Consider the following 23,946-nt stretch of genomic DNA (forward strand, 5'->3'; position numbering starts at 1 on the left):
AGTCCTTATTGCACCGCAAATTGGCGGCGAATCTTACGCATTAACAAAAATAGCCAAGGCCAAAGAATGCCGTTGACTACACTACTCCAGAATACTTCGGGGCGGAATGAGACATTAATGACTAAAAACTCAGACCAAAACACCACAACATCCATGGTTAGCGAAAGCAGCATCACGATAAGCGCTTGCTGCCACAACGCCATATTGCGAAATAGCTGAAATTTGAACGCCACCAGATAAGCGATGATACTCAGTGCTAGCGCCCGCACCCCGAGTGTTGAACCCAAAATAAGATCCATAATCAGCCCGAGAACAAAACCGGTGCCCACATTCACTCGGTGCGGCAGTGCCATCACCCAATAAATTAAAACCAATGCCAACCAAGAGGGGCGGAACATGTAAATTTGTTCAGGCCACGGCATAATTTGCAGCACCATGGCAATCAGGAAAGAGAGCCAGATAACCCAGCGGCCATTGCTACTGTAACGGTTCATGGCGAGACTCCCGGTGCAGTGATTGCAGCTGGTGCCGCAGCAGCAGGAGGTGCGGGTGGCCCCATCGCATCAGCGGCAGGTAACACTTGCGACATCATAGGGGCAAGGCGTTCATTCGCCACGCGGCGAACTTCATCAGGCGGCAGTGGAATATCGCCATTACGATCAGCACCCCACAATAGCAACAGGTAACGTAAGCGTTGTAGATCAGCCGTCGGACGCGCCTGAATCACAGTATAAGCTCGCTGGTTGTCAACTTTGACAGAAGAGACCACCGCGACCGGATAGCCTTCAGGGAAGCGACCGCCCAAACCGGACGTCACTAACACATCGCCAACGCGAATATCTGTGTTGCTGGGGAGGTGTTCCAGTAATAAGTCATCGGTGCAACCACTCCCTGCGGCAATAACCCGAATATCATTTCGTAACACCTGAATAGGTAACGCGTGGGAAGCATCGCAAATCAATAATACGCGGCTAGTTAATTTACTCACCGCAACAACCTGCCCGACGACACCCCGGTCACTGATCACCGGCTGGCCTTCGTACACGCCATTGTTAGAACCTTTATCGATAACCACTTGGTCACTATAGGGATCTGTCCCGCTGGACATCACCTGAGTCACCATTTTTTGTTCGTCTTGACGCAGCGGAGAACCCAGCAATTCACGTAAGCGGTTATTTTCCTGCTTAAATTGCCCGAGTAGCTGTAGGTCAGTATTTTTCAGTAATAACTCTTGGCGTAATGCACGATTTTCTAGCTCAAGCTGTTCGCGAGTCGCCAGAGTTTCAGACACATTATCGAGAACTTTGCGTGGCCCATTGGCCAGAAAATAGAAAGGGCTAACTGCGGTGTCCATATAGGTGCGCACTTTAACAAACGTACCCAATCGGCTATCAGCGATAACCAAAATAATGGCGGCAAGTACGGCAAAGAACAACCGCAGTTGCAGGGATGGACCCCGGCTAAAAATCGGCTTCATAAATTATGCGTATTCCTCGACGACATGAGGAAGAAGCGCCAAATCTAAACCTATCCCCGACGGACTCTGGGCATGGGTTTATCGATCTGGCGTTTCTCCTTTTGGCTGACTATTCTTCGCTGAACAAATCGCCGCCATGCATATCGATCATTTCCAACGCTTTACCACCGCCGCGCGCGACGCAGGTCAATGGATCTTCGGCTACCACCACTGGGATACCGGTCTCTTCCATCAGTAGGCGATCCAGATTACGCAGCAATGCGCCACCACCGGTCAACACCATACCGCGCTCAGAGATGTCAGATGCCAGTTCTGGCGGACACTGTTCCAGAGCAACCATGACCGCGCTAACGATACCAGTCAGCGGCTCTTGCAGCGCTTCGAGGATCTCATTGGAGTTCAGGGTAAAGCCACGAGGTACACCTTCAGCAAGGTTACGGCCACGAACTTCAATTTCCAGAACTTCATCGCCCGGATAAGCAGAACCGATGCTGTGTTTGATGCGTTCGGCAGTCGCTTCACCAATCAGTGAACCATAGTTACGGCGCACATAATTAATGATGGCTTCATCAAAGCGGTCACCACCGATACGAACAGAAGAGGAGTAAACCACGCCGTTCAGAGAGATAACGGCTACTTCGGTGGTCCCGCCACCAATATCCACAACCATCGAACCTGTTGCTTCAGAGACCGGTAGGCCAGCACCAATTGCCGCCGCCATCGGTTCTTCAATCAGGAACACTTCACGAGCGCCTGCGCCCTGAGCAGATTCACGGATCGCACGGCGCTCAACCTGAGTGGCCCCGACCGGTACGCACACCAGTACACGCGGACTTGGGCGCATAAAGCTGTTGCTATGAACTTGCTTGATAAAGTGTTGCAGCATCTTTTCGGTCACAAAGAAATCGGCAATAACGCCATCTTTCATTGGGCGAATAGCTGCGATATTACCGGGAGTGCGCCCTAGCATCTGTTTGGCTTCATGGCCCACAGCCGCAACGCTCTTTGGTGAACCGGCACGATCCTGGCGAATAGCAACCACTGAAGGTTCATTCAGTACAATGCCTTGTCCTTTAACATAAATAAGGGTATTGGCGGTACCCAAGTCGATGGACAAGTCGTTGGAAAACATGCCACGAAATTTCTTAAACATAACGAAAGGATAATCCTGCAAGCTGGGGGCGAAAAATAAAATCCGCCTACTTTACCAACCACACGAACCAGCGACAAGGCGCAAAAACGTCCCGATTCGGTGAAAAAGTAGCTGCGTTGTTGACATGTCGTTCCATTCAGAGTCCATATCGCTTGAAAAGGTTGAATAAAACCTTGGCACAACACGGATTCTGCGCAACGACCGGCGTAACACAGCACATAAAATCTAACATTTAACCTGATTTTCGCTGGAAGTAAGCGCCCACCAACGATTTACGGAAATGACCGACACATTCTACGTTAATTTTTGCTCAACGATCAGGCTAAACATGGCCTAATACGAATATTTTTTCTTTCCGGGATTCAAAGGCGTCGGTGGAGCAAAAAAATTGCCCTGTCCACCATAAATCCCTTTCTCTTTCAGAGTTTGCCACTCTTCACGGGTAAGCACTTCCGCAGCAAAAACTTTTGCCTGTGCGCCTGCACAAGCACCGGTAAGACTTTCTACAAACAACTGATTCTCATACCGTAAATTAATATTTCTGACTAATCCCGGATGAAGCTTGATCATTTCAATCCGCAGAGACTTGATATAAGAGGTGCTGACAACCGTCAATCCGGCCTGCGACACCATCACCTTGCAGCCTATGCCGAGCAATAAACGTATCATCGGGCGGATTCGGTCGATATGTTGACACACATCTGCCTCTGCAAGTTCAAAGATAATTCGCGTTCTATCCGATTTTTTGCATTGCAGTAGCGTATCCCGCAGCCAACGCTGGAAAGGACGCTGCAATAATGAATCAACGCAGATAGAAAATGCCAGAGTTTCGTCCGGCCATAAAGATAATAAAGGAATTATCCGATCAATCTTTTGGCGGTCATAGCGTTCAGCTAAGCCAAACAATTGCACCAAGGGGGTAAACTCAGCCGCCAGCAACTCCTGTTTACCATCAAATATACGACTGATGACCTCACGGTGATGAATCTTACCGTCAACAGTAATCACCGGGCGTTGATAGAGCCGTGGGCCTCCGCTCTCCAGTGTTTGTTCCAATAAAGTACGCCATTTGACACTGCCACGCCCTCTTTCCGTCACTTGAGTATCGAAGACATACCAACCATTCCCGCCATACATCGCCGCATTTCTGGTCGCTTGTCGCGCATTATCCATTATCTGTTCGGCTGATTCGCCACCGCGGTACGCCACAATCCCAATATGCAGCAACGATTCACGGTCAATAACATGAGGTTCGGGTAACGTCCCGATCGCGTGGACCAGTTGTGCGGCCATAACATCAGCATATTTTAGAGTTTTATGTGGCAGTAAGATGGCAATCTCATGTTGATGGTAACGCGCCAGTAATGCGGAGGGATGGCGGGCAACAAAGGTAGAAAGCATGTTAATCAGCGAATGCATCAGCTCTTGTACCAGTTGATGATCGTCTGTTTCATTTAAGCGGTCAAAGTCCGGCAACTGTACCATCATGACCACGCCGTGAGCGCCGGACTCTTCCAGTTGCGTGGTCAGTTGATTATCAAAAAACTGGCGATTACTGAAGCCGGTCTTGGCATCCTGTGCCGCAAACGTGCGAATCAGTGTATCGACACGGTTACGCTCCGCCCTCACTTCTATCAGCTCAGCCAATAAATGATCAATGGCACGGCTGGCACAGGGGGGCCATTCGTGGCCTTCGCTGCGAACTGCGTGTTCACGTTCACCATTCAAAATACGTTTTGCTCGCCACTCCAGTTTCTCCTGACCCGCAGTCTGCTCTCGCAGCCAACGAAAACTCAGCCATAGTGTTAGCACGATCACCAGCGCGGCCAGCGACATAATCGCCACCGCATAAAGAGAACGAGCATAATAGAAGAAACTTGCCGTGCTACCCAGTAGCACCAAACACATGGCCAATACGACCAGCAGTGTCATAAACGCAGAAAATTTGGTTGTAAATCGCATCCCTTAGCCTTGCGAAGCGCATTAGAAGTAGAAAACTCATTCCCTTGAGGAAAACACTATATGACAAAAACAGCTCATAACACTGTTTTTTACCTCATAATGCGACAATTACCTATTAACTCTGCCCTTTTCCCTGAAGTTTTGGGGCTCCTCTTTCAAGGATAGTCATAGTCAAAATCAATGGCCCGATTTTTGTCCTTGATCAGGCTGAAAGGTTGATGTTGCCGTTATATTGGCTCACTCTTAAGTTATCCTTTTTCTGTTTTTCTGGAGTGCGATATGCGAGCGCTTGTTCTTGAGCAAACTGAAGGCCGTACCACCGCAGAAGTACGTGAAATCTCCCCCTCACAATTGCCTGCCGGTAACGTCACGGTTGATGTCAACTGGTCCAGCCTGAATTATAAAGATGCGCTAGCCATCACGGGCAAGGGGAAGATCATTCGTGAATTCCCTATGGTGCCCGGTATTGATTTCGCGGGGACGGTTCACAGCAGCGAAGATCCGCGTTTTCACGTAGGTCAATCCGTATTGCTGACCGGCTGGGGCGTGGGTGAAAACCATTGGGGCGGTTTGGCTGAGCAAGCGCGGGTGAATGGCGACTGGCTAGTGCCCATGCCTGAAGGGCTGGAACCGCGAAAAGCGATGATTATCGGCACTGCGGGCTTTACCGCCATGTTGTGCGTCATGGCGCTGGAAGAGGGGGGCGTCACACCTGAAAGCGGTGAGGTGGTGGTCACCGGTGCCAGTGGTGGCGTGGGGAGCACCGCGATCGCCTTGCTTTCTGCTCTGGGCTACCAGATTGCCGCGATTTCTGGTCGTGACAGCAACAGTGAATATCTGAAAAGTTTGGGTGCTCATCGGGTGTTATCCCGCAATGATTATCTGGATGCATCACGCCCGCTGGAAAAGCAGCTATGGGCAGGTGCCATTGATACCGTTGGCGACAAATTACTGGCTAAAGTGCTGGCGCAGATGAACTACAACAGTACCGTGGCAGCATGCGGGCTAGCGGGCGGTTACACTCTGCCAACCACTGTAATGCCCTTTATTCTGCGTAATGTGCGCTTGCAAGGGGTGGATTCAGTGATGACACCCCAACCGCGCCGCCAGCAAGCTTGGCAGCGGCTGCTGAAAATCTTACCCGAGAGCTTCTATCAGCAAGCGTCACACTCCATCACGCTAGCCGATGCGCCGACCATCGCCGCCCGTTTGTTGGCAAATGAGATCACTGGCCGAACCTTGGTTAAAGTTCGCTGAAATACTATTTTTAAATAAATACAGCCAGTTGAAAGTAAATACGACCGAGTGGAGGTCACCTCCCTCGGTCTTGCCCTCCCCCCATTGTAAGTATTTTCAAATTTGTCTCTCCCCCCTCGCACTTATCGCCATAAGCCGCCATGATGTAATATTACTACAGTCAATATGACGCCCCTGTTCGATGGAGTAATCCTATGCGCAACGTTTTATCTCACGCCAAACATAACGCTTCTCGTGCTAATGCTTCTCATGAAAACACGACACCGCGTAAACTGACGGAAGCGGACGTCACCCCTGAAAGCATCTTTTACCAGCGCCGTAAGGTATTGCAGGCGCTGGGCATTACCGCCGCCACGCTGGCATTACCCACATCAGCGCAGGCCGATTTGCTGGCATGGTTTAAAGGCAATGATCGCCCCAAAGCCCCTTCAGGCAAGCCGCTGGAATTTACCCCATCAGCCGTGTATCACCCCAATCTGGCGATGACACCGGAAGATAAAGTGACCGGCTACAATAACTTCTATGAATTTGGTCTGGATAAAGCCGATCCCGCTGCCAATGCGGGTACCCTGAAAACCGAAGGCTGGCAAGTCAAAATCGACGGGGAAGTGGCTAAGCCGATGACGCTGGATATTGATGACTTAATGAAGCGTTTCCCGCTGGAGGAGCGCATCTATCGTATGCGCTGCGTTGAAGCTTGGTCAATGGTGGTGCCGTGGATTGGTTTTGAACTGGGGAAACTGCTAAAGCTGGTTGAACCGACCAGTAATGCGCGCTACGTCGCATTCCAGACACTCTATGCACCCGACCAGATGCCGGGGCAGCAAGACCGTTTTATTGGCGGTGGACTGAAGTATCCGTATGTCGAGGGGCTGCGGCTGGATGAAGCGATGCACCCGCTGGCCTTCATGACCGTGGGTGTGTATGGCAAGGCGCTGCCGCCACAAAATGGCGCACCACTGCGACTCATCACACCGTGGAAATATGGTTTTAAAGGAATAAAATCTATCGTCCATATTCGGCTGACCAATGAAATTCCGCCCACCACGTGGAATCTCAGCGCCCCTGGTGAGTATGGATTTTATGCCAATGTAAACCCACATGTGGATCATCCTCGCTGGTCACAAGCCACTGAGCGCTTTATCGGCTCTGGTGGCATCCTTGATGTCCAGCGCCAACCGACACTGCTGTTTAATGGCTATGCCGATCAAGTCGCCTCGCTCTATCGTGGGTTGGATCTGAGGAAAAACTTCTGATGCGTCTCAGTCTGCAACACATAAAATGGCTCAAGGTGGCGATCTGGCTGGCGGCAGCGCTGCCTTTTTTCTGGCTAGTTTTATCTGTTGACCAAGGCTGGTTCAGTGCCGATCCCGCCAAAGATATTCAGCATTTTACTGGCCGTATGACCCTTAAACTGTTGTTGGCGACACTGCTGGTCACGCCATTGGCACGCTATGGCAAACAACCTCTGCTGATCCGCTGTCGTCGCCTATTGGGCTTATGGTGCTTTGCTTGGGGCACACTGCATTTAGTCAGTTATTCCGTGCTGGAACTGGGGCTGAGTAACATTAGCTTGCTGGGTCGTGAACTGGTCACCCGCCCCTACCTGACATTGGGCATCATCAGTTGGCTATTGTTGCTGTCACTGGCGGTCACATCCACCCTATGGGCACAACGAAAAATGGGAGCCAACTGGCAAAAGCTGCATAATTTGGTGTATGTTGTCGCCATTCTTGCACCGATTCATTATCTTTGGTCGGTTAAAACCGTGTCGCCAATTCCCATTATTTACGCGATAACGGCAGCCCTATTACTGGCTCTGCGTTACAAAAAATTTCGCCAATGGTTCCGTTAAAAATCGACACTTATTGGTGATGAATGCACAGTTCAGATTCTTTTTTATTGAATATCTTCGCTGATAAGACCAGTATTTAGCTGCTAATTGCTACGATATCATTATAATGCCCGACCTTAGTACCGATCGCAGTGTCAAATTCATCGTAAAAAGGTGACAAATCGGTGACAGCAGGTTATTTTTTACGATGATGTACTTATTGCCGGAGATACCAGCACAATGTCGGATAAGTTTCACATTTTGCTTCTGAATGGCCCTAACTTGAATCTGCTTGGAACGCGTGAACCGGAAAAGTACGGTTTTACCACGCTGGCTGAGATTGTCAGCCAGTTAGAGACTCAAGCTCAGGAAATGGATGTCGCACTTTCCCATTTGCAGTCAAATGCAGAACATGTGCTGATCGAGAGAATTCATCAGGCGCGGGGTAATACCGACTTTATCCTGATCAACCCAGCAGCGTTCACGCACACTAGCGTGGCACTGCGCGATGCATTACTAGGCGTGCAGATCCCGTTTATCGAGATCCACCTGTCGAATGTGCATGCCAGAGAGCCTTTCCGTCATCACTCATATCTCTCTGATATCGCGGTTGGCGTCATCTGCGGACTTGGCGCAGATGGCTACAACTTTGCTTTACAGGCAGCGGTCAATCGCTTGTCAAAATCCAACTAATGCAACACAAAAAGAGTACGGAATCACACTCATGGATATTCGTAAGATTAAGAAACTGATCGAACTGGTTGAAGAGTCCGGCATTTCAGAGCTGGAAATCTCAGAAGGCGAAGAGTCAGTACGTATCAGTCGTGCTCCCGCCGCACCAAACTACCCAATGATGCAACAGCCGTATGCTTTTGCTGCACCACAGCAGCCCGCTCTGGCCACTGCCGTCGCACCAGCACCTGCGGCTGAAGCCGCTGCACCGGCAGCTATCAGCGGCCATATCGTGCGCTCTCCAATGGTCGGGACTTTCTACCGTACCCCGAGCCCAGATGCTAAAGCCTTCATTGAAGTAGGTCAGAAAGTTTCTGCTGGTGACACTCTTTGCATCGTTGAAGCGATGAAAATGATGAACCAAATCGAAGCAGATAAATCCGGTACTGTAAAAGCCATTCTGGTTGAAAACGGTCAACCGGTTGAATTCGACGAGCCTCTTGTCGTCATCGAGTAACGAGGCGTTCCATGCTTGATAAAATCGTAATCGCTAACCGTGGTGAGATTGCGCTGCGTATCCTGCGAGCTTGTAAAGAGCTGGGGATCAAAACTGTCGCCGTTCACTCCACGGCAGATCGTGATCTGAAACACGTATTATTGGCTGACGAGACTGTCTGTATCGGTCCCGCGCCTTCTGTTAAAAGCTATCTGAACATCCCAGCAATCATCTCTGCAGCTGAGATCACCGGCGCGGTGGCTATTCACCCCGGCTATGGTTTCCTGTCTGAAAATGCTGATTTTGCCGAACAGGTAGAACGTTCAGGTTTCATCTTTATCGGGCCACGTGCCGAAACCATTCGCCTGATGGGCGATAAAGTTTCCGCTATCAGCGCGATGAAGAAAGCGGGTGTCCCTTGTGTACCCGGCTCTGACGGCCCACTGACTGACGACGTCACCAAGAACAAAGCCTTTGCCAAACGTATCGGTTATCCGGTCATCATCAAGGCATCTGGCGGCGGCGGCGGTCGTGGTATGCGTGTGGTTCGCCACGATAAAGATCTTGAGCAATCCATTAACATGACCCGTGCGGAAGCCAAAGCGGCTTTCAATAACGACATGGTTTACATGGAGAAATACCTTGAAAACCCACGCCATATCGAAATTCAGATTTTGGCTGACGGTCAGGGTAATGCTATCTATCTGGCTGAGCGTGACTGCTCTATGCAGCGCCGCCACCAGAAAGTGGTTGAAGAGGCACCCGCACCCGGTATCACGAGCGAAATGCGCCGTCATATCGGTGAACGCTGTGCAAAAGCGTGCGTAGAGATCGGCTATCGTGGTGCAGGGACCTTCGAGTTCCTGTATGAAAACGGCGAGTTCTATTTCATCGAAATGAACACCCGTATTCAGGTTGAGCACCCAGTTACCGAAATGATCACCGGTGTCGATTTGATCAAAGAACAGCTGCGTATCGCTGCTGGACAGCCTCTCTCCATCAAACAAGATGAAGTGAAAGTCCATGGTCATGCCGTTGAATGCCGTATCAACGCCGAAGATCCAAACACCTTCCTGCCAAGTCCGGGTAAAATTACCCGTTTCCATGCGCCGGGTGGTTTTGGGGTGCGTTGGGAGTCTCATATTTACGCCGGTTATACTGTGCCGCCATATTATGACTCCATGATCGGCAAGCTGATCACTTACGGTGAAAACCGTGATGTGGCGATTGCCCGCATGAAAAATGCGCTGGCAGAACTCATTATTGATGGCATAAAAACCAACGTTGAGTTGCAGCAACGCATTATGAACGACGAAAACTTCCAGCACGGTGGCACCAATATCCACTATCTGGAGAAGAAACTCGGGTTACAAGAGACCTGATTTTTCGCCATTCAACATTTCGTCTTTATATCAAGGCCGGTTAATCATCGGCCTTTTTTCTTTTTAAACTTTCTTTCGGCTTAGATACCCTAAACAATTGGCGCAGCTACCATGCAGCAAACGAACACATCCCAATGAGCTGACTCAGGTCAGTGATTCGGGTGGGTGAGAGCAGCTAACAGCGCTGAAACATCAATGACGAGGCGCATACCCAAAGTCATTAGGGTTACAGCTAGGCAGCAAACGAACACATCCCAATGAGCTGACTCAGGTCAGTAATTCGGGTGGGTGAGAGCAGCTAACAACGCTGTAGCGCCAAGAACGAAGGGTATGGGGGAAATATGGAAACAAGATTCCTACAGGCAAACAAAGAAGCACGCTGGGCCTTTGGCTTAACGCTAGCGTATCTGGTTGGCTGGATAATCACAGCTTATTTACCGGGCAACATCCCCGGAATGACGGGCTTACCCGCTTGGTTTGAAGCTGCCTGTATTGCACTTCCGCTGCTGTTTATTGGGCTGTGTTGGCTGATGGTGCGCGTGATATTCCGCGATATTTCGCTGGAGGACGACAATGCAAACTGATGTCATCCTGCCACTCGTGGGCTATTTGGCGATGGTATTTGGCTTATCCGTTTATGCTTATACCCGCCGCCAAACCGGGAATTTTCTCAATGAATACTTCATCGGCAATCGCTCGATGGGGGGATTCGTTCTGGCGATGACCCTGACCGCCACCTATATCAGCGCCAGCTCCTTTATTGGCGGGCCGGGTGCGGCCTATAAATATGGCCTCGGTTGGGTTTTGTTGGCGATGATCCAACTGCCAGCGGTCTGGTTGTCGTTAGGCGTCTTGGGTAAGAAATTTGCCATTTTGGCCCGCCGCTATAATGCCGTCACCCTCAACGACATGCTGTATGCCCGCTATCAGAGTCGTTTGCTGGTGTGGCTGGCGAGTCTCAGTCTGCTGGTGGCGTTTGTCGGGGCCATGACGGTACAATTTATCGGCGGCGCCCGCTTACTGGAAACCGCCGCCGGCATCCCCTATGACACTGGCTTATTGATCTTCGGTATCAGTATCGCGCTCTATACCTCTTTTGGCGGTTTCCGTGCCAGTGTGCTGAACGATGCCATGCAGGGGCTGGTGATGTTGATCGGCACCATCTTGCTGTTAGTGGCAGTGATCCATGCCGCTGGCGGGCTGCATAAAGCGGTCGAGACCCTGCAACATATCGATCCCGCGCTGGTCACTCCGCAAGGGGGCGATAAGATCCTCGATCTGCCGTTTATGGCCTCATTCTGGATCTTGGTGTGTTTCGGAGTCATTGGTCTACCGCATACTGCCGTGCGGTGTATTTCGTATCGTGATAGCAAAGCCGTGCATCGTGGCATTATCCTCGGCACCATTGTGGTCGCGATCCTGATGTTTGGTATGCATCTGGCGGGCGCACTTGGCCGGGCGATCCTGCCGGATCTGAAGATCCCGGATCAAGTGATCCCAACACTGATGATCACGGTTCTCCCGCCTTTTGCCGCAGGGATCTTTTTGGCAGCGCCGATGGCGGCGATTATGTCCACCATCAATGCCCAGTTGCTGCAATCCTCTGCCACCATCGTGAAAGATTTGTATCTCAATTTGTGGCCGGAAGAGTTAAAAAATGAGCGCAAATTGACGCGAATTTCCAGCTTATCGACTCTGGTTCTCGGGCTATTGCTGCTGCTGGCCGCTTGGCGTCCGCCGGAGATGATTATCTGGCTGAACCTGCTGGCCTTTGGTGGCCTAGAGGCGGTATTCCTCTGGCCATTGGTGTTAGGGCTGTACTGGGAGCGCGCCAATGCCCACGGTGCCCTTAGCTCAATGATTGTCGGTGCGGTATGCTATACGGTACTGGCCAGTTTCGACATTAAAATAGCCGGTCTGCACCCGATAGTACCATCGCTGGTGCTTAACCTGCTGGCGTTTTATATCGGTAATCAGTTTGGCGATCGGGCACGGGCACGACAGCCCGCTATCGCCAGCACGGATTAAGATCACTATTCACTATATCAACCCATTGATCTCAGGATGAATGGGTTATTGAGAGAGTTGCTATGCCTTGGATTCAATTGAAGTTAAACACCACCGGTAATCAGGCCGAATCCCTTGGAGATGCGCTGATTGAAAGTGGCGCGGTATCGGTCACCTTTCAGGATACCCACGATAATCCGGTGTTTGAACCCCTGCCGGGAGAGACCCGCCTGTGGGGCGATACCGATGTCATTGGCCTGTTTGATGCTGAAACTGATATGGCCGAAGTGGTTGCCATGTTGGAATACAATCCGCAGCTCGGTAAAGGTTTCATCCATAAAATTGAGCAGTTGGAAGATAAAGATTGGGAACGTGAATGGATGGATAACTTCCATCCGATGCGTTTTGGCGAGCGCCTGTGGATCTGCCCAAGCTGGCGTGATGTGCCCGACCCTACCGCCGTTAATGTGATGCTCGACCCCGGTCTGGCGTTTGGGACAGGGACCCACCCGACCACCGCATTGTGTCTGCAATGGCTTGATGGCCTCGATCTGGTGGGCAAAACCGTTATCGACTTCGGTTGTGGCTCTGGCATCCTGGCGATTGCGGCACTGAAGCTCGGTGCTGCGCACGCTATCGGCATTGATATCGATCCGCAGGCCATTCAGGCCAGCCGTGATAACGCGCAGCGCAACGGCGTTTCAGAGCGTTTGGCGCTCTACCTAGCAAAAGACCAACCGGCTGATTTGTCCGCTGACGTGGTAGTAGCCAATATTCTGGCTGGCCCGTTACGGGAGCTGGCCCCGCTGATTAGCGTCTTGCCGGTTGCAGGCGGCCACCTTGGCCTGTCAGGGGTGCTGGCAACGCAAGCGGCGGGTGTCGCTGAGGCTTACGAGGATAAATTCATTCTCGACCCCGTGGCCGAGAAAGAGGAGTGGTGTCGTATCACGGGTGTGCGAATGACTGGCGCATAGCTTTAATACCCATCGCACCGACCAATAGCCCCTGCTTTATTATGGAATAACAGCAAGGGCTATCTTCTTCCCTTCGCACGAGCACTTCTTGATGACTCATCACACCCGATTTTTAGCCAAAATGAGATGTCCGCCACATTTACATCTCTGCTTTATCGTTGATTTGATGAATAATTCAGCACTTTCGACCACAGTTATGTGGCCTTTTCAGTCAATAATGATGTTGTTTAGTAGAAAACACTAAAGCGCACAAATTAACCAATTCAACTTAACGCCATGTTATATATGAATAAATAATTAATTAGCCAAGATTACACCGTGATTTACTGCTCTTTTTTCATCAATTGGTCAAAGTTTGGCCTTTCATCTGGGCGCAAAAATGCGTAATATACGCGCCCTTACGGACACAGTGTGGTCATTCTTTGTCTATGCGTATTGGACACTTCCAGCTTACAAATTGCCTGATTGCCGCCCCGATGGCCGGTATAACAGACCGCCCCTTCAGAGCGCTATGTCATGGCATGGGGGCTGGGATGGCTGTATCTGAAATGCTCTCCTCAAATCCTGAGGTCTGGCGGACGGATAAGTCGCGTTTGCGCATGGTTCATAGTGATGAGCCTGGAATTCGTACCGTGCAAATTGCCGGTAGCGACCCAGATGATATGGCGGCGGCTGCCCGAATCAATGTGGCAAATGGTGCCCAAATCATCGATATCAATATGGGATGTCCGGCCAAGAAAGTGAACCGCAAGCTGGCAGGATCTGCATTGTTGCAGCATCCCGATCTGGTCAAACAGATCCTCTCCGCCGTTGTTAATGCGGTAGATGTGCCAGTGACGCTGAAGATCCGGACGGGTTGGTCGCCAGAACACCGTAACTGTATAGAAATTGCCCAATTGGCCGAAAACTGTGGTATACAGGCCCTGACGATTCATGGCCGAACCCGTTCTTGCCTGTTTAATGGTGAGGCGGAATACGACAGCATTCGGGCAGTTAAGCAGACTGTTTCCATTCCGATTATCGCGAATGGTGACATCACTGACCCGCATAAAGCCAGAGCGGTGCTCGACTACACTGGAGCTGATGCTCTGATGATAGGACGTGCCGCTCAGGGAAGACCTTGGATCTTCCGGGAAATCCAGCACTACCTGGACACTGGGGAGCTGCTGCCACCGATGCCACTTGGCGAAGTGCAGCGCTTGTTAAACGGGCATATACGGGAATTGCACGACTTTTATGGTCCAGGCAAGGGATTTCGTATTGCACGTAAGCACGTCTCTTGGTATCTGCAAGAGCACGCCCCTAACGACCAGTTTCGGCGCACATTCAACGCCATTGAGGATGCCAGCGAACAGCTGGAGGCGTTGGAGGCATATTTCGAAAATCTTGCGTAAACAGAAAAAAGAGCTGACAGAACTATGTTCGAACAACGCGTAAATTCTGACGTACTGACCGTTGCAACCGTAAATTCACAAGATCAGGTGACTCAAAAGCCTTTGCGTGACTCGGTAAAACAAGCACTGAAGAACTATTTTGCTCAACTGAATGGTCAGGATGTGAGTGACCTGTATGAGTTGGTACTGGCTGAAGTTGAACAGCCATTGTTGGACATGGTGATGCAATACACCCGTGGCAACCAAACCCGCGCTGCCCTGATGATGGGCATCAACCGTGGCACGCTACGTAAGAAATTGAAAAAATACGGCATGAACTGATACTAGTCAGTTAAGGTGTTGTTTAAAAAGGCGAACTCCACACGGAGCGCGCCTTTTTTATTGTTTGCGATAAGTGCTGTGGGTAAAGCGCGGTAAAAACCAGTCACCCTATACGTTAGCCGACCTCCACCCGATTACGTCCCCGCTGTTTGGCGCGGTATAGCGCTTCATCAGCCAGTTTCAGCGCATTTTCTGGCATACCTTCACCACTCCAATAGGCCACGCCCAGTGAAATCGTGATGGGGCGAATGTCCGCTATCTCCATCATTTCCACATTATGACGCAGTCGATTGGCGACCTGTGTCGCCACATCCAGTGTCGTGCCCGGTAATAACATCAGGAACTCTTCGCCGCCGCTACGACACAGAATATCGGTATCGCGGGAGCTATCACGGATTTGAGTCGCCAATCGTTTGATCACTTCATCGCCGACATCATGACCGTAGGTGTCATTTATCAGCTTAAAATGGTCAATATCCAACGCAATGACCGAAAATGGCTGCCCGAGTTGAGCAATAGGCTCGAGGGTGGTCGCCAATCCTCGCCGGTTATACAGACTCGTCATGGGATCGGTTTGGGCCTCAAATTTCAGTTTACCAATCTTCTTTTGCAGCAGGCTGATACCGATCAACAGCGCCCGTTTGAGTTGCATAGACTCGAAATACCATGAGGGTATCTCTTTGATACTGACAGCAATATCGGGCTTATCCATGTCGTTGGCACTGCCCGCCAGTAACCATAATGGGCGGGCAATCAGGCGCGATAACAACCAAACCCCCAGCAAAGTAAGCAACGCCAGCGGTGCGATATGCCCCAACCCTTTGATCATTAGCCCTTCCAGCGGCTTCAAGGTTGACGCCTCGGGCCGCAAGGTAATGATTTCCCAACCTGATGGCTCCACCACGGCGTAGCCCGCCAGCATCGACTCACCATCAGAACTGATCACCATCAAACTGCCATTAGTGGCACTTTTCACCGCCTCAGTGATCGGCTTGGGTGGAAGTATTTCCCCGACACGACTCGCATCTCGGTGATAAAGGATGCGCCGATCACTGTCCAGCACCACAATATAGGAGCCATCGCGATAGTAGTGCTCACCCAATAATTCATTTAATGCACTCTGCTTGCGCAGATAAATGGTCCCGCCGATATAGCCACGATAGCGCCCATCCGACGTGATAATTGGGGTTGATATATTGACGACCAGATTGTTAGCTGCCGAGATATAGGGCTTGCTGATTATCGGACGGCGCTGTTTTAATGCTTCCGTTGATCCCGGTGAGGTCAAGACATGGCCTAATAACTGGAGGCTATCGGGCGAGGTGGCGCGGATAACACCATGCGCATCCGTGATGACCACCGAGTTGAAGCTGTCGGTCTGGTATTTTAGCCGTGCGGTTTCGGCTTTCAGAATGGCAGGATCATCAAAATACTGGGCGGCAATCACGCTGCTGTAGTAGAGCTGCTTCTGTGCACTTTTCAGAAAAATCTCGGTGCTGGATGCCAGCTTGGTGGCATAAACACGGTTGGCTTCCAACGTGTTATCGATCAATAGCTGCCGCTGTACCTTGTAACTGGCATAGAAGCTGTTTGCCAGTGTCACAAAAGCACTCATCACAGCCAGAATAAGGATTAAGCGACCTAAGTCGAGGCGGAAAATCTTGGTTGAAATCATCGAGCGAGACAAGAAAGCATTCCTGAAGCGGTAAAAAGAGTCTATTTAGCAGTGACGGTAGCACGAAAAGAGAGCAAGAACTCGCCTATATCTCTGCATAGGCTCAATATTTATCTCCTCAGATCAATCGTTATCACGCTATAGTCATTATCAACAGCTATCTATACTTAAAATAGCTGGCGTTTCAGCACAGCAGCACACAAATGAACTCCGATGAACTGGTTTGAATCAGTGAGTTGCGAGGACGAGCTGCAACGTCAAATAAGCAGGGTATGGCTGACTCATACCGACAATTAGGGGTTAATTATGAAAAAGCTGGTTATTGCTGTAGCGCTCGCAACAACGGTATTAAGTGGATGTGCCAACAACAGCACGTCATCTGGCGATACTTTCACGGCCTCTCAAGCGCGACAAGTCCACACCGTCACCTACGGGACGGTCATTTCTGCACGTCCAGTCACCATTCAGGGTGGCGATAAGAACAATGTTGCTGGTGCTATTGGCGGGGCTGTCGTCGGTGGATTCTTGGGGAATACTATCGGCGGCGGTCGTGGTAATAGTCTGGCAACCGCGGGTGGTGTGGTCGCTGGGGGGATGGCAGGCCAAGGCGTCCAGAGTGCCATGAACCGCAGTGAAGGTGTGCAACTGGAAATACGCCGAGATGATGGCAGCAACATTGTCGTGGTGCAGGCGCAAGGCCCTACCCGTTTCGGTGCGGGTCAACGCGTCATGATTGCCAGCGATCGTAGCGGCACAGTGACCGTTTCTCCTCGCTAAAATCGAATGCCGGAGGCTATCCTCCGGCGTTTAACCGCCTAATGACAGAAAATTCGCTAAAATTTAGCGCTATTTTTAATCTGCGTAACAACCTGTTTAGTCACATAAAATTGATACTATCCCGCGCGATTACAGATGATAAAACCATTCATATTAGATATGGAAGTCAAATATAGTGTTGCCACAGGAAATGCATTGTGGTTAAATAGCGTCATCGGTTTGGAACACAGACCTTATGAAAGCAGTTTTAGTAAAGCAGTCCTCAGTTCAAGCGCTATCCATAGATATCCCTTCTCCGTGAGTCTCCTCCTAAGTGCCCATAAGTATCCTCTGAAAGACAGACCACGTTCGCTACAATTTGTAGCAAAAAATAATTGAAGGAAGTAACTCTATGTCTAATAAAATGACTGGTTTAGTAAAATGGTTTGACGCTGGTAAAGGTTTTGGTTTCATCACTCCTGCTGACGGCAGCAAAGATGTGTTCGTTCACTTCTCTGCTATCCAGAGCAACGATTTCAAAACCTTAGATGAAGGCCAAAAAGTTGAGTTCTCTATCGAGAATGGCGCTAAAGGCCCATCAGCAGTAAACGTAGTCGCTCTGTAATACAGTGTGATTCTGGGTGTTGGCAACCGACAGCGATGACGGTTTAACCTGAGCAGTGTTGCCAGCACTCAAGTAAGAAAGCAGTACCCGGTTGACAGTAACATTTATGCAAGCAGTTTTAGTAAAGCAGTTCCCCGTATTAGCGTTATCAGACAGATACCTCTTCTCCGCGAAATTCCTTCTAAGTGCCCCATAAGTTGTGCCCAAGCCTATTCGCTCGCCTATGGCGGCAATCAAAAATAATTGAAGGAAGTATCTCTATGTCTAATAAAATGACTGGTTTAGTAAAATGGTTTAACGCTGACAAAGGTTTTGGTTTCATCTCTCCTGCTGACGGCAGCAAAGACGTGTTCGTTCACTTCTCTGCCATCCAGAGCAATGATTTCAAAACTTTAGAAGAAGGCCAGAATGTTGAGTTCTCTATCGAGAATGGCGCTAAAGGCCCGGCAGCGGCGAATGTTGTTGCTCTGTAAGAGTGAATAACTGAACCTAATACCCAACTCATTGGAGTTACAGCTGTAACTTCAAGGACGCAGGGTATTTCAGAATGATTTACGATAGCGATGAAGGTGATAGCCCTGAGCAGTTAACTCATTCTGAATTAAAAAACCCGCCTTTGTGCGGGTTTTTTGTTGCTAATAATATGACGCTGCGCATAATAATATTAAATAACCTCCAGCTAAAAAAGATAATATTCGGCAAGCCCGTTTTATGTACTCGATATTATGTTTTACTCTTGTTCTTAACCTATACGATTTACCCGCTCCACACCCTCTCCCTTGCCTTATCCCCTCGGCTATTAATGTGAATTTACGTTGTTTTAACAGATAAAATTCTGTTGTTTATAATTAAAAAAGTAAAGTAATCGATAAACTTTGTCTGAATTACCCTCATCAGAGCAATATATTTCCCCTGAGTCTCACGGCACTCCGTACAATATAAAAATGACTTCGATCAAAATGATTAAGTTATTTTGTCTATACAGTTAATTCATATCATCAGAACCTTAATAAGGTAATGCCCACTGGCTTTGACCGGTGATCATTAGCACCGCATATATAATTGCATCAGGGTAAATAATCATGTCGATATTCAGAACACGTATAGGAAGAATGCTGCTTATTCTATTTATTGGGATAGGCATCTGGTTTAGTCCGGTACCGGAGGCCGTTGATCCACGCGCTTGGCACCTCATGGCGGTCTTTGCGGCGACGGTTATCGGCCTGATCCTCTCGCCATTCCCACTAGGGGCGATGGCTATCTTCAGCCTGACCGTGGTCGCGGCGACTGGGTTACTGAGCATCAAAGAGGTGCTCGCTGGCTTTGCCGATCCCACCATCTGGATGATCGCCTGCGCTTTCTTTATCTCACGCGGCTTTATTAAAACCGGTTTTGGTCGTCGGGTCGGCTACTTGTTTATCAGCAAATTGGGCCACAGCTCACTGGGTTTGGCTTACGGTTTAGTGCTGACTGACTTAATGTTTGCGCCCGCGATGCCCTCAACCTCTGCCCGCTGTGGGGGCATTATCACCCCACTGTTCCGCTCCATTTCTGAAGCCTATGAGTCCACCCCAGAACGCGGCACCGAGCGCAAAATAGGGGCATTTCTGGTGCAGTGTATCTTCCAGTGTAATGCCATTACCTGCGCGATGTTCCTCACATCCATGGCCGGTAACCCGATGATTAGCAAGCTCGCAGGTGAGATGGGCATTACCATCACGTGGACCAGTTGGGCGCTGGCCGCCATCGTGCCCGGCTTAATCTCACTGGCTGTCATCCCCTTGCTGCTCTACCGCTTCTACCCGCCAGAACTGAAAAAAACGCCGGAAATGCGGGCGCTGGCACGGGTAAAACTGAAAGAGATGGGGCCGATGAGCCGCAATGAGTGGACGGTTTTATCCGTCTTTGTCGGGCTGGTGACCTTATGGGTGAGTGGGGCAACACTCAATATTGATGCCACCCTGACCGCCTTTATTGGCTTAGCCATTCTGTTACTGAGCGGCGCGTTGACGTGGGATGATGTGATTGCCGAGAAAGAAGCATGGCACACGGTGATTTGGTTTGCGGTGCTGCTGACACTCGCCAGTCAACTGAATAAACTGGGCTTTATTGCTTGGTTTGGGTCATCGATTGCCGGTTCGGTGCAAGGGATGAATTGGATACCGATGATGGGTATTCTGCTGCTGGCGTACTATTACAGCCACTATATGATGGCGAGCGCCATCGCCCATATCAGTGCCATGTATGCCATTTTTGTTTCTATTGCTATCGCGGCAGGTGCACCCCCGATGCTGACGGTGTTGGTGTTTGGTATGTTCAGTAACTTGTATATGGCGACCACTCACTACTCCGGCGGCCCCGCACCTATCTTGTTCGGCTGTAATTTTATCCCGCTGGCGACCTGGTGGAAAATTGGCTTCCTGATCAGTTTGGTGGTGATCCCTATCTGGCTGATTATCGGTAGCGCATGGTGGAAGGTGCTCGGCTTCTGGTAAGAAGAATCACTTTCGCGAGATAAAAAATACTGCACTGGCACGGTATCAGACGACTGACAAGCTCCAGTGACTCGATCTTAAACGGTGAGGACAGTCGGAAGAGTAAAGCGTCCGCGCCACGGATGGCACGGCTCGAGCCATCAGGGATGATTTTACGGCGTCTTTACGATCCGCCTGTTCTCTCCGCCGCTGGCTCTGGTCAACAACCTCACCCGCGTTAGCGTGGTATTGTTGTCTAGGGCTGGCTTACCGCTTATTGCTGTTTACGCAACTCAATGCCGACATCCCCGCCGGGGTGCACCGCCAGTAGTGTCTCTTTGGTAAACCCACTGCGGGCCATCAAGCAGGCACAAATAGCATCAAACAGCGCCAGCACCAAAACGATCGAGGTGGTGGCTAACATATTGAGCGGGTCAATCTCTTGCTGCACATGGGTTTTTAGTACCAAGGTGGAAACCTGCGCGATAGCGGACTGTTCGTTCTCTGTCACACTGATGATCTTCACCTGCTTGCGTTGTAGTGTGGGCAGCAAACGGGTTAGCTCGTCAGAGTTGCCACCACGGGAGATCAAAATAATAATGTCCTGCGCGCCGAGAAAACCCAGATCACCGTGGGCGGCATCCGTCGCGTTCAGGTAGATGGCGGGTTGCTCCACGCAGGCCAGCATGTGCGCCACTTTTCGTGCCGCGATACCGGATGTTCCCACCCCGGTCACCGCGATTTTGCCACGGCACCCCGCCAACATGTCCAATACCTGCAACCACACCTGCTGATCGACATTCTCCCTCAATGCCGCCAGCTCGCGGCTGTAGATCATCCATGCCTCACTGGCGGTTTGCCATTCATCACTCTGGCTCATGCCTCCTCCCGCATCAATTCCTGATAGCGCAGATGATCGTGATACATCTGGTGGAACACGCGGTATTTACGATCATAATAGGCTTTGATTTTATTGGTTTGCGGTGTGACGGTTTTACCGATGCGGCTCATGGCGGCCATCGCCTCCGGCAGTGACTCAAACACCCCAGCGGCGACCGTGCCCATCATGGCGCTGCCCAGCAACATCGCTTCACTCTCTTCCGGCAATAACATGGCGCAACCGGTGGCATTGGCGTGCTCCTGCACAAAAATCGGGTTTTTCGTGCCGCCGCCGCTAGCCATCATGGTGTCAATCTTGTAGCCATTCTGATTCATGGTTTCGATGATATGCCGCGTCCCCAAGGCCAGCGCCTGAATGGTGGCGAGATAGCGCAGCGCCATATCCTCCGGCGTGGTGGAGAGTTTTAAGCCAGTAATGATGCCGGTCAGATTCGGGTTGGCACGCGGTGAGCGGTTACCGTGGAAATAGGGCAGCATATGAATATCATTGGTCAGGAAGGCGATATTCTCCGGCTCCCCCGCCAGTTGGCGCAGAATATGATTCAGCGCCTCATAGATGGTCTCCCCTTTACTTTTGGCTTGTGCCAGCAGTTCTGGGTAACACGGATGTGACTGAATAATATGATCAATCAACGCGCCAGTGGCTGACTGCCCGCCCTCATTGAGCCAGTATTCCGGCAGAATGGCCGAGTAGTATGGCCCCCAGATGCCACCAATAAAATGCGCAGAACGTGACATCGCCATATGGGCTGTCGAGGTGCCGCCAATCAGTGCAATGCGCCGATCAAAGTTCGCATTCTCGCCCGTCACCCCACTGGCTCCGAGGATCCCAATGGTGCCCGCGTGGGCATCAATAATCGAAACGCTGACCGCCGTGCCGGGGATCAGGCCCATTTCTGATGCGGCTCGCTGACTTAATCCCCGCCCTAGCGGTTCACCCATCGGCTTCACCGTCGCGCCAATTTTCGCCGCATTGTTATCCAGCAGATCGCCTAGCCCCACCAATTTGAAATAGGAGGGGTCCCAGCGATCTTCGTGGCCCAGATAGGTCCATTTGCAGACGGTAGAACAGAGCGAGCGGGTTTCATCTTTGGTCGCACGCCACGTTAAGAAGTCCGGCAGATCAAACAGATGGCCGACATTGCTCCAGGTGGTGGGCATATGCTGCTTCAACCACAACAGTTTTGGCGTCTGCATCTCCGGTGAAATCACCCCGCCGACAAACTCCAGCACCGGGTGCTTGGTGGCATTAATTCGCTCCGCCTGAATAATGGCGCGGTGATCCATCCAGACAATCACGTTTTGCTCACTGCGCCCTGATGGGCTGACGGTGAGCGGGTTGCCCTCTTTATCTAGCACTACCAGTGAACAGGTGGCATCAAACCCCAGCCCTTTGACCTGAATCGGGTTGATATCGGCCTGACTCACTGCATCGCGCACCGCATTACACACCGCCTGCCAGATGTTATCGGAAGACTGCTCAACAAAATCGGCCTTGGGCTTAAACATGGTGATTTCACGGCTGGCCTGCCCGACCATACGGCCCTGCAAATCGAATACTCCGGCTCTTGCGCTGCCGGTCCCTACGTCTACGCCGATAAAGTAACTTGCCATTGTTTTATCCCTCAATTCTTAAGCTTTACGATTCTGTAATGCGATAAAGAGGATCAGTACCCCACCCCATAACGCCATGGTCAGGTAGCTACTCACCCCCAGCAAATTCAGGCCACTTTCCAGTAATTGCAGTACTACCAGCGCCAAAATCAGGCCGATGATGCGACCAAAGCCGCCATCAGGGTTAATCCCCCCCAGCACCGAGGCCAGAATGGTCACCAACAGATAGGACTCGCCATATCCGGCCTTGGCTGAGTTAAATTTCGCCATCATCAAAATGGCCGCCCCCCAACCCAATAGGGCTGACAGGATATAGACTGCGATCTGCACCCGATGGGTGTTCACGCCACTGAAGCGGGTCGCCTGCTCATTGGAGCCGACCAGATAGATACTGCGCCCCAGTGTGGTGTGTTCCAGCAACACCCACAGCCCCGCCGACACCAGTAAAAACAGGATCATCGCCACCGGAATTCCGGCAATATCGCCACTGCCAATATATTGAATCACCGACGGGAAACCTGAGATCACATCGCCGTTGGATAATAAAATATTCAGGCCCGTGATCAGGGTCATGGTGCCCAAGGTTGCCAGAATCGGTGACACACCGACGACAGAGATTAGCAGCCCATTCAGGGTGCCAATTGCCACCGCCACCAGCAATCCCGCCCCTAACGCCAGCAGCAAAAACAGCGGCTGATCAGGGTGGCTGACAATAATGGCGGCCATCACCAGCGAACAAGCATTGGCTCCGGCAATAATGGATAAGTTAATGCCGCCCGTCAGCATGGTCAGCCCCATTCCCAGCGCCAGCATGCCTAAAATCGGCAGTTGTGACGAAATCGACTGGAAGTTGCCCAAGCTGAAAAAGCGCTGCCCCAAGGTCAATGAGAAGGCCAGCATCACCGCCACCAGAATCAGCAGTTGCAGCCGGATAATGCGGTCATCGGGGATAATTCGGTTTAACCACGTCATA

23 protein-coding genes are annotated in these 23,946 nt (G+C 50.8%); 15 read left to right on the forward strand and 8 right to left on the reverse strand.

Annotated elements, in window-relative coordinates:
- Positions 1–5: 5 nt before the first annotated feature.
- The 4 genes from mreD to csrD form a co-directional block, all read right to left on the reverse strand.
- On the reverse strand, positions 6–494 hold the full coding sequence (gene mreD, locus HRD69_RS03225) for a rod shape-determining protein MreD (RefSeq protein ID WP_032814839.1): 489 nt from the start codon (positions 492–494) through the stop codon (positions 6–8).
- Positions 491–1,477, reverse strand: a complete 987-nt coding sequence (gene mreC, locus HRD69_RS03230) for a rod shape-determining protein MreC (protein ID WP_004875763.1) — start codon at positions 1,475–1,477, stop codon at positions 491–493. Before mreC ends, mreD begins: the two co-directional genes overlap by 4 nt.
- A 109-nt stretch (positions 1,478–1,586) precedes the next feature.
- Positions 1,587–2,630: a rod shape-determining protein MreB gene (mreB, locus tag HRD69_RS03235; RefSeq protein WP_004875762.1), complete on the reverse strand. Its 1,044-nt coding sequence runs from the start codon at positions 2,628–2,630 to the stop codon at positions 1,587–1,589.
- A gap of 333 nt (positions 2,631–2,963) precedes the next feature.
- Positions 2,964–4,592: an RNase E specificity factor CsrD gene (gene csrD / locus HRD69_RS03240; protein WP_032814836.1), complete on the reverse strand. Its 1,629-nt coding sequence runs from the start codon at positions 4,590–4,592 to the stop codon at positions 2,964–2,966.
- A 279-nt stretch (positions 4,593–4,871) separates the two neighbouring features.
- Here csrD and acuI point away from each other — a divergent pair, with 279 nt between their 5' ends.
- The 11 genes from acuI to fis all read left to right on the forward strand — a co-directional run bounded on the left by acuI (position 4,872) and on the right by fis (position 14,929).
- Complete coding sequence (gene acuI / locus HRD69_RS03245) at positions 4,872–5,849, forward strand: acrylyl-CoA reductase (NADPH) (protein ID WP_004875760.1); 978 nt, start codon at positions 4,872–4,874, stop codon at positions 5,847–5,849.
- 194 nt (positions 5,850–6,043) lie between these two features.
- Entirely contained in the window at positions 6,044–7,105 is a 1,062-nt protein-coding gene (msrP, locus tag HRD69_RS03250) for a protein-methionine-sulfoxide reductase catalytic subunit MsrP (protein ID WP_004875759.1), read from the forward strand.
- A complete protein-coding gene (gene msrQ, locus HRD69_RS03255) occupies positions 7,105–7,704 on the forward strand; it encodes a protein-methionine-sulfoxide reductase heme-binding subunit MsrQ (RefSeq protein WP_032814834.1) in 600 nt (199 codons plus the stop codon). Before msrP ends, msrQ begins: the two co-directional genes overlap by 1 nt.
- A gap of 219 nt (positions 7,705–7,923) precedes the next feature.
- A complete protein-coding gene (gene aroQ, locus HRD69_RS03260) occupies positions 7,924–8,376 on the forward strand; it encodes a type II 3-dehydroquinate dehydratase (RefSeq protein ID WP_032814832.1) in 453 nt (150 codons plus the stop codon).
- Positions 8,377–8,407: 31 nt separating this feature from the next.
- The gene (accB, locus tag HRD69_RS03265; protein WP_004875757.1) at positions 8,408–8,872 is read left to right on the forward strand and encodes an acetyl-CoA carboxylase biotin carboxyl carrier protein; all 465 of its coding nucleotides are present in this window, start codon (positions 8,408–8,410) and stop codon (positions 8,870–8,872) included.
- An 11-nt stretch (positions 8,873–8,883) separates the two neighbouring features.
- Complete coding sequence (gene accC, locus HRD69_RS03270) at positions 8,884–10,233, forward strand: acetyl-CoA carboxylase biotin carboxylase subunit (protein WP_004875756.1); 1,350 nt, start codon at positions 8,884–8,886, stop codon at positions 10,231–10,233.
- A 341-nt stretch (positions 10,234–10,574) separates the two neighbouring features.
- Positions 10,575–10,817 (forward strand): YhdT family protein, encoded by a 243-nt coding sequence (locus HRD69_RS03275; RefSeq protein WP_004875755.1) that lies wholly within the window; start codon positions 10,575–10,577, stop codon positions 10,815–10,817.
- Positions 10,807–12,261 (forward strand): sodium/pantothenate symporter, encoded by a 1,455-nt coding sequence (gene panF / locus HRD69_RS03280; protein ID WP_032814831.1) that lies wholly within the window; start codon positions 10,807–10,809, stop codon positions 12,259–12,261. Before HRD69_RS03275 ends, panF begins: the two co-directional genes overlap by 11 nt.
- Positions 12,262–12,323: 62 nt before the next feature.
- Positions 12,324–13,214 (forward strand): 50S ribosomal protein L11 methyltransferase, encoded by an 891-nt coding sequence (gene prmA, locus HRD69_RS03285; RefSeq protein ID WP_004875753.1) that lies wholly within the window; start codon positions 12,324–12,326, stop codon positions 13,212–13,214.
- Between the two features lie 428 nt (positions 13,215–13,642).
- Positions 13,643–14,608, forward strand: a complete 966-nt coding sequence (dusB, locus tag HRD69_RS03290; RefSeq protein ID WP_004875752.1) for a tRNA dihydrouridine synthase DusB — start codon at positions 13,643–13,645, stop codon at positions 14,606–14,608.
- A gap of 24 nt (positions 14,609–14,632) precedes the next feature.
- On the forward strand, positions 14,633–14,929 hold the full coding sequence (fis, locus tag HRD69_RS03295) for a DNA-binding transcriptional regulator Fis (RefSeq protein WP_002210061.1): 297 nt from the start codon (positions 14,633–14,635) through the stop codon (positions 14,927–14,929).
- Positions 14,930–15,044: 115 nt separating this feature from the next.
- On the opposite strand, the gene HRD69_RS03300 is transcribed toward fis, so the two are convergent.
- Positions 15,045–16,604, reverse strand: coding sequence for a sensor domain-containing diguanylate cyclase (locus tag HRD69_RS03300; protein ID WP_004875751.1), 1,560 nt, complete (start codon positions 16,602–16,604; stop codon positions 15,045–15,047).
- Positions 16,605–16,910: 306 nt separating this feature from the next.
- Here HRD69_RS03300 and HRD69_RS03305 point away from each other — a divergent pair, with 306 nt between their 5' ends.
- From HRD69_RS03305 to HRD69_RS03320, 4 genes are all read left to right on the forward strand, one after another.
- Complete coding sequence (locus tag HRD69_RS03305) at positions 16,911–17,381, forward strand: outer membrane lipoprotein (RefSeq protein WP_004875750.1); 471 nt, start codon at positions 16,911–16,913, stop codon at positions 17,379–17,381.
- 391 nt (positions 17,382–17,772) lie between these two features.
- Positions 17,773–17,985, forward strand: a complete 213-nt coding sequence (gene cspE, locus HRD69_RS03310) for a transcription antiterminator/RNA stability regulator CspE (RefSeq protein WP_005163090.1) — start codon at positions 17,773–17,775, stop codon at positions 17,983–17,985.
- Positions 17,986–18,245: 260 nt separating this feature from the next.
- Positions 18,246–18,458, forward strand: a complete 213-nt coding sequence (cspG, locus tag HRD69_RS03315; protein WP_005271336.1) for a cold shock protein CspG — start codon at positions 18,246–18,248, stop codon at positions 18,456–18,458.
- A 609-nt stretch (positions 18,459–19,067) separates the two neighbouring features.
- On the forward strand, positions 19,068–20,480 hold the full coding sequence (locus tag HRD69_RS03320; RefSeq protein ID WP_032814826.1) for an anion permease: 1,413 nt from the start codon (positions 19,068–19,070) through the stop codon (positions 20,478–20,480).
- Positions 20,481–20,733: 253 nt separating this feature from the next.
- Here the strand turns inward: HRD69_RS03320 and HRD69_RS03325 are convergent, their stop codons facing one another.
- The 3 genes from HRD69_RS03325 to HRD69_RS03335 are packed head-to-tail and all read right to left on the reverse strand — an operon-like array spanning position 20,734 to position 23,945.
- Positions 20,734–21,339 (reverse strand): KpsF/GutQ family sugar-phosphate isomerase, encoded by a 606-nt coding sequence (locus HRD69_RS03325; protein WP_032814824.1) that lies wholly within the window; start codon positions 21,337–21,339, stop codon positions 20,734–20,736.
- Positions 21,336–22,973, reverse strand: a complete 1,638-nt coding sequence (locus HRD69_RS03330; RefSeq protein WP_032814823.1) for an FGGY-family carbohydrate kinase — start codon at positions 22,971–22,973, stop codon at positions 21,336–21,338. Before HRD69_RS03330 ends, HRD69_RS03325 begins: the two co-directional genes overlap by 4 nt.
- Before the next feature lie 18 nt (positions 22,974–22,991).
- A complete protein-coding gene (locus HRD69_RS03335) occupies positions 22,992–23,945 on the reverse strand; it encodes an ABC transporter permease (protein WP_004875743.1) in 954 nt (317 codons plus the stop codon).
- Position 23,946 lies beyond the last annotated feature (1 nt).

The sequence above is a fragment of the Yersinia mollaretii ATCC 43969 genome (assembly GCF_013282725.1).
GTDB classification, from domain to species: Bacteria; Pseudomonadota; Gammaproteobacteria; order Enterobacterales; family Enterobacteriaceae; genus Yersinia; species Yersinia mollaretii.

Excerpts from the sequence above, each read along its gene's own strand:
- mreD (WP_032814839.1), bottom strand. The coding sequence starts at position 494 with ATGAACCGTTACAGTAGCAATGGCCGCTGGGTTATCTGGCTCTCTTTC.
- aroQ (WP_032814832.1), top strand. The coding sequence starts at position 7,924 with ATGTCGGATAAGTTTCACATTTTGCTTCTGAATGGCCCTAACTTGAAT.
- msrP (WP_004875759.1), top strand. The coding sequence starts at position 6,044 with ATGCGCAACGTTTTATCTCACGCCAAACATAACGCTTCTCGTGCTAAT.
- mreC (WP_004875763.1), bottom strand. The coding sequence starts at position 1,477 with ATGAAGCCGATTTTTAGCCGGGGTCCATCCCTGCAACTGCGGTTGTTC.
- msrQ (WP_032814834.1), top strand. The coding sequence starts at position 7,105 with ATGCGTCTCAGTCTGCAACACATAAAATGGCTCAAGGTGGCGATCTGG.
- cspE (WP_005163090.1), top strand. The coding sequence starts at position 17,773 with ATGTCTAATAAAATGACTGGTTTAGTAAAATGGTTTGACGCTGGTAAA.
- dusB (WP_004875752.1), top strand. The coding sequence starts at position 13,643 with ATGCGTATTGGACACTTCCAGCTTACAAATTGCCTGATTGCCGCCCCG.
- mreB (WP_004875762.1), bottom strand. The coding sequence starts at position 2,630 with ATGTTTAAGAAATTTCGTGGCATGTTTTCCAACGACTTGTCCATCGAC.
- accC (WP_004875756.1), top strand. The coding sequence starts at position 8,884 with ATGCTTGATAAAATCGTAATCGCTAACCGTGGTGAGATTGCGCTGCGT.
- HRD69_RS03335 (WP_004875743.1), bottom strand. The coding sequence starts at position 23,945 with ATGACGTGGTTAAACCGAATTATCCCCGATGACCGCATTATCCGGCTG.
- accB (WP_004875757.1), top strand. The coding sequence starts at position 8,408 with ATGGATATTCGTAAGATTAAGAAACTGATCGAACTGGTTGAAGAGTCC.
- HRD69_RS03330 (WP_032814823.1), bottom strand. The coding sequence starts at position 22,973 with ATGGCAAGTTACTTTATCGGCGTAGACGTAGGGACCGGCAGCGCAAGA.
- HRD69_RS03305 (WP_004875750.1), top strand. The coding sequence starts at position 16,911 with ATGAAAAAGCTGGTTATTGCTGTAGCGCTCGCAACAACGGTATTAAGT.
- acuI (WP_004875760.1), top strand. The coding sequence starts at position 4,872 with ATGCGAGCGCTTGTTCTTGAGCAAACTGAAGGCCGTACCACCGCAGAA.
- fis (WP_002210061.1), top strand. The coding sequence starts at position 14,633 with ATGTTCGAACAACGCGTAAATTCTGACGTACTGACCGTTGCAACCGTA.
- HRD69_RS03325 (WP_032814824.1), bottom strand. The coding sequence starts at position 21,339 with ATGAGCCAGAGTGATGAATGGCAAACCGCCAGTGAGGCATGGATGATC.
- cspG (WP_005271336.1), top strand. The coding sequence starts at position 18,246 with ATGTCTAATAAAATGACTGGTTTAGTAAAATGGTTTAACGCTGACAAA.
- HRD69_RS03300 (WP_004875751.1), bottom strand. The coding sequence starts at position 16,604 with ATGATTTCAACCAAGATTTTCCGCCTCGACTTAGGTCGCTTAATCCTT.
- csrD (WP_032814836.1), bottom strand. The coding sequence starts at position 4,592 with ATGCGATTTACAACCAAATTTTCTGCGTTTATGACACTGCTGGTCGTA.
- HRD69_RS03320 (WP_032814826.1), top strand. The coding sequence starts at position 19,068 with ATGTCGATATTCAGAACACGTATAGGAAGAATGCTGCTTATTCTATTT.
- HRD69_RS03275 (WP_004875755.1), top strand. The coding sequence starts at position 10,575 with ATGGAAACAAGATTCCTACAGGCAAACAAAGAAGCACGCTGGGCCTTT.
- panF (WP_032814831.1), top strand. The coding sequence starts at position 10,807 with ATGCAAACTGATGTCATCCTGCCACTCGTGGGCTATTTGGCGATGGTA.
- prmA (WP_004875753.1), top strand. The coding sequence starts at position 12,324 with ATGCCTTGGATTCAATTGAAGTTAAACACCACCGGTAATCAGGCCGAA.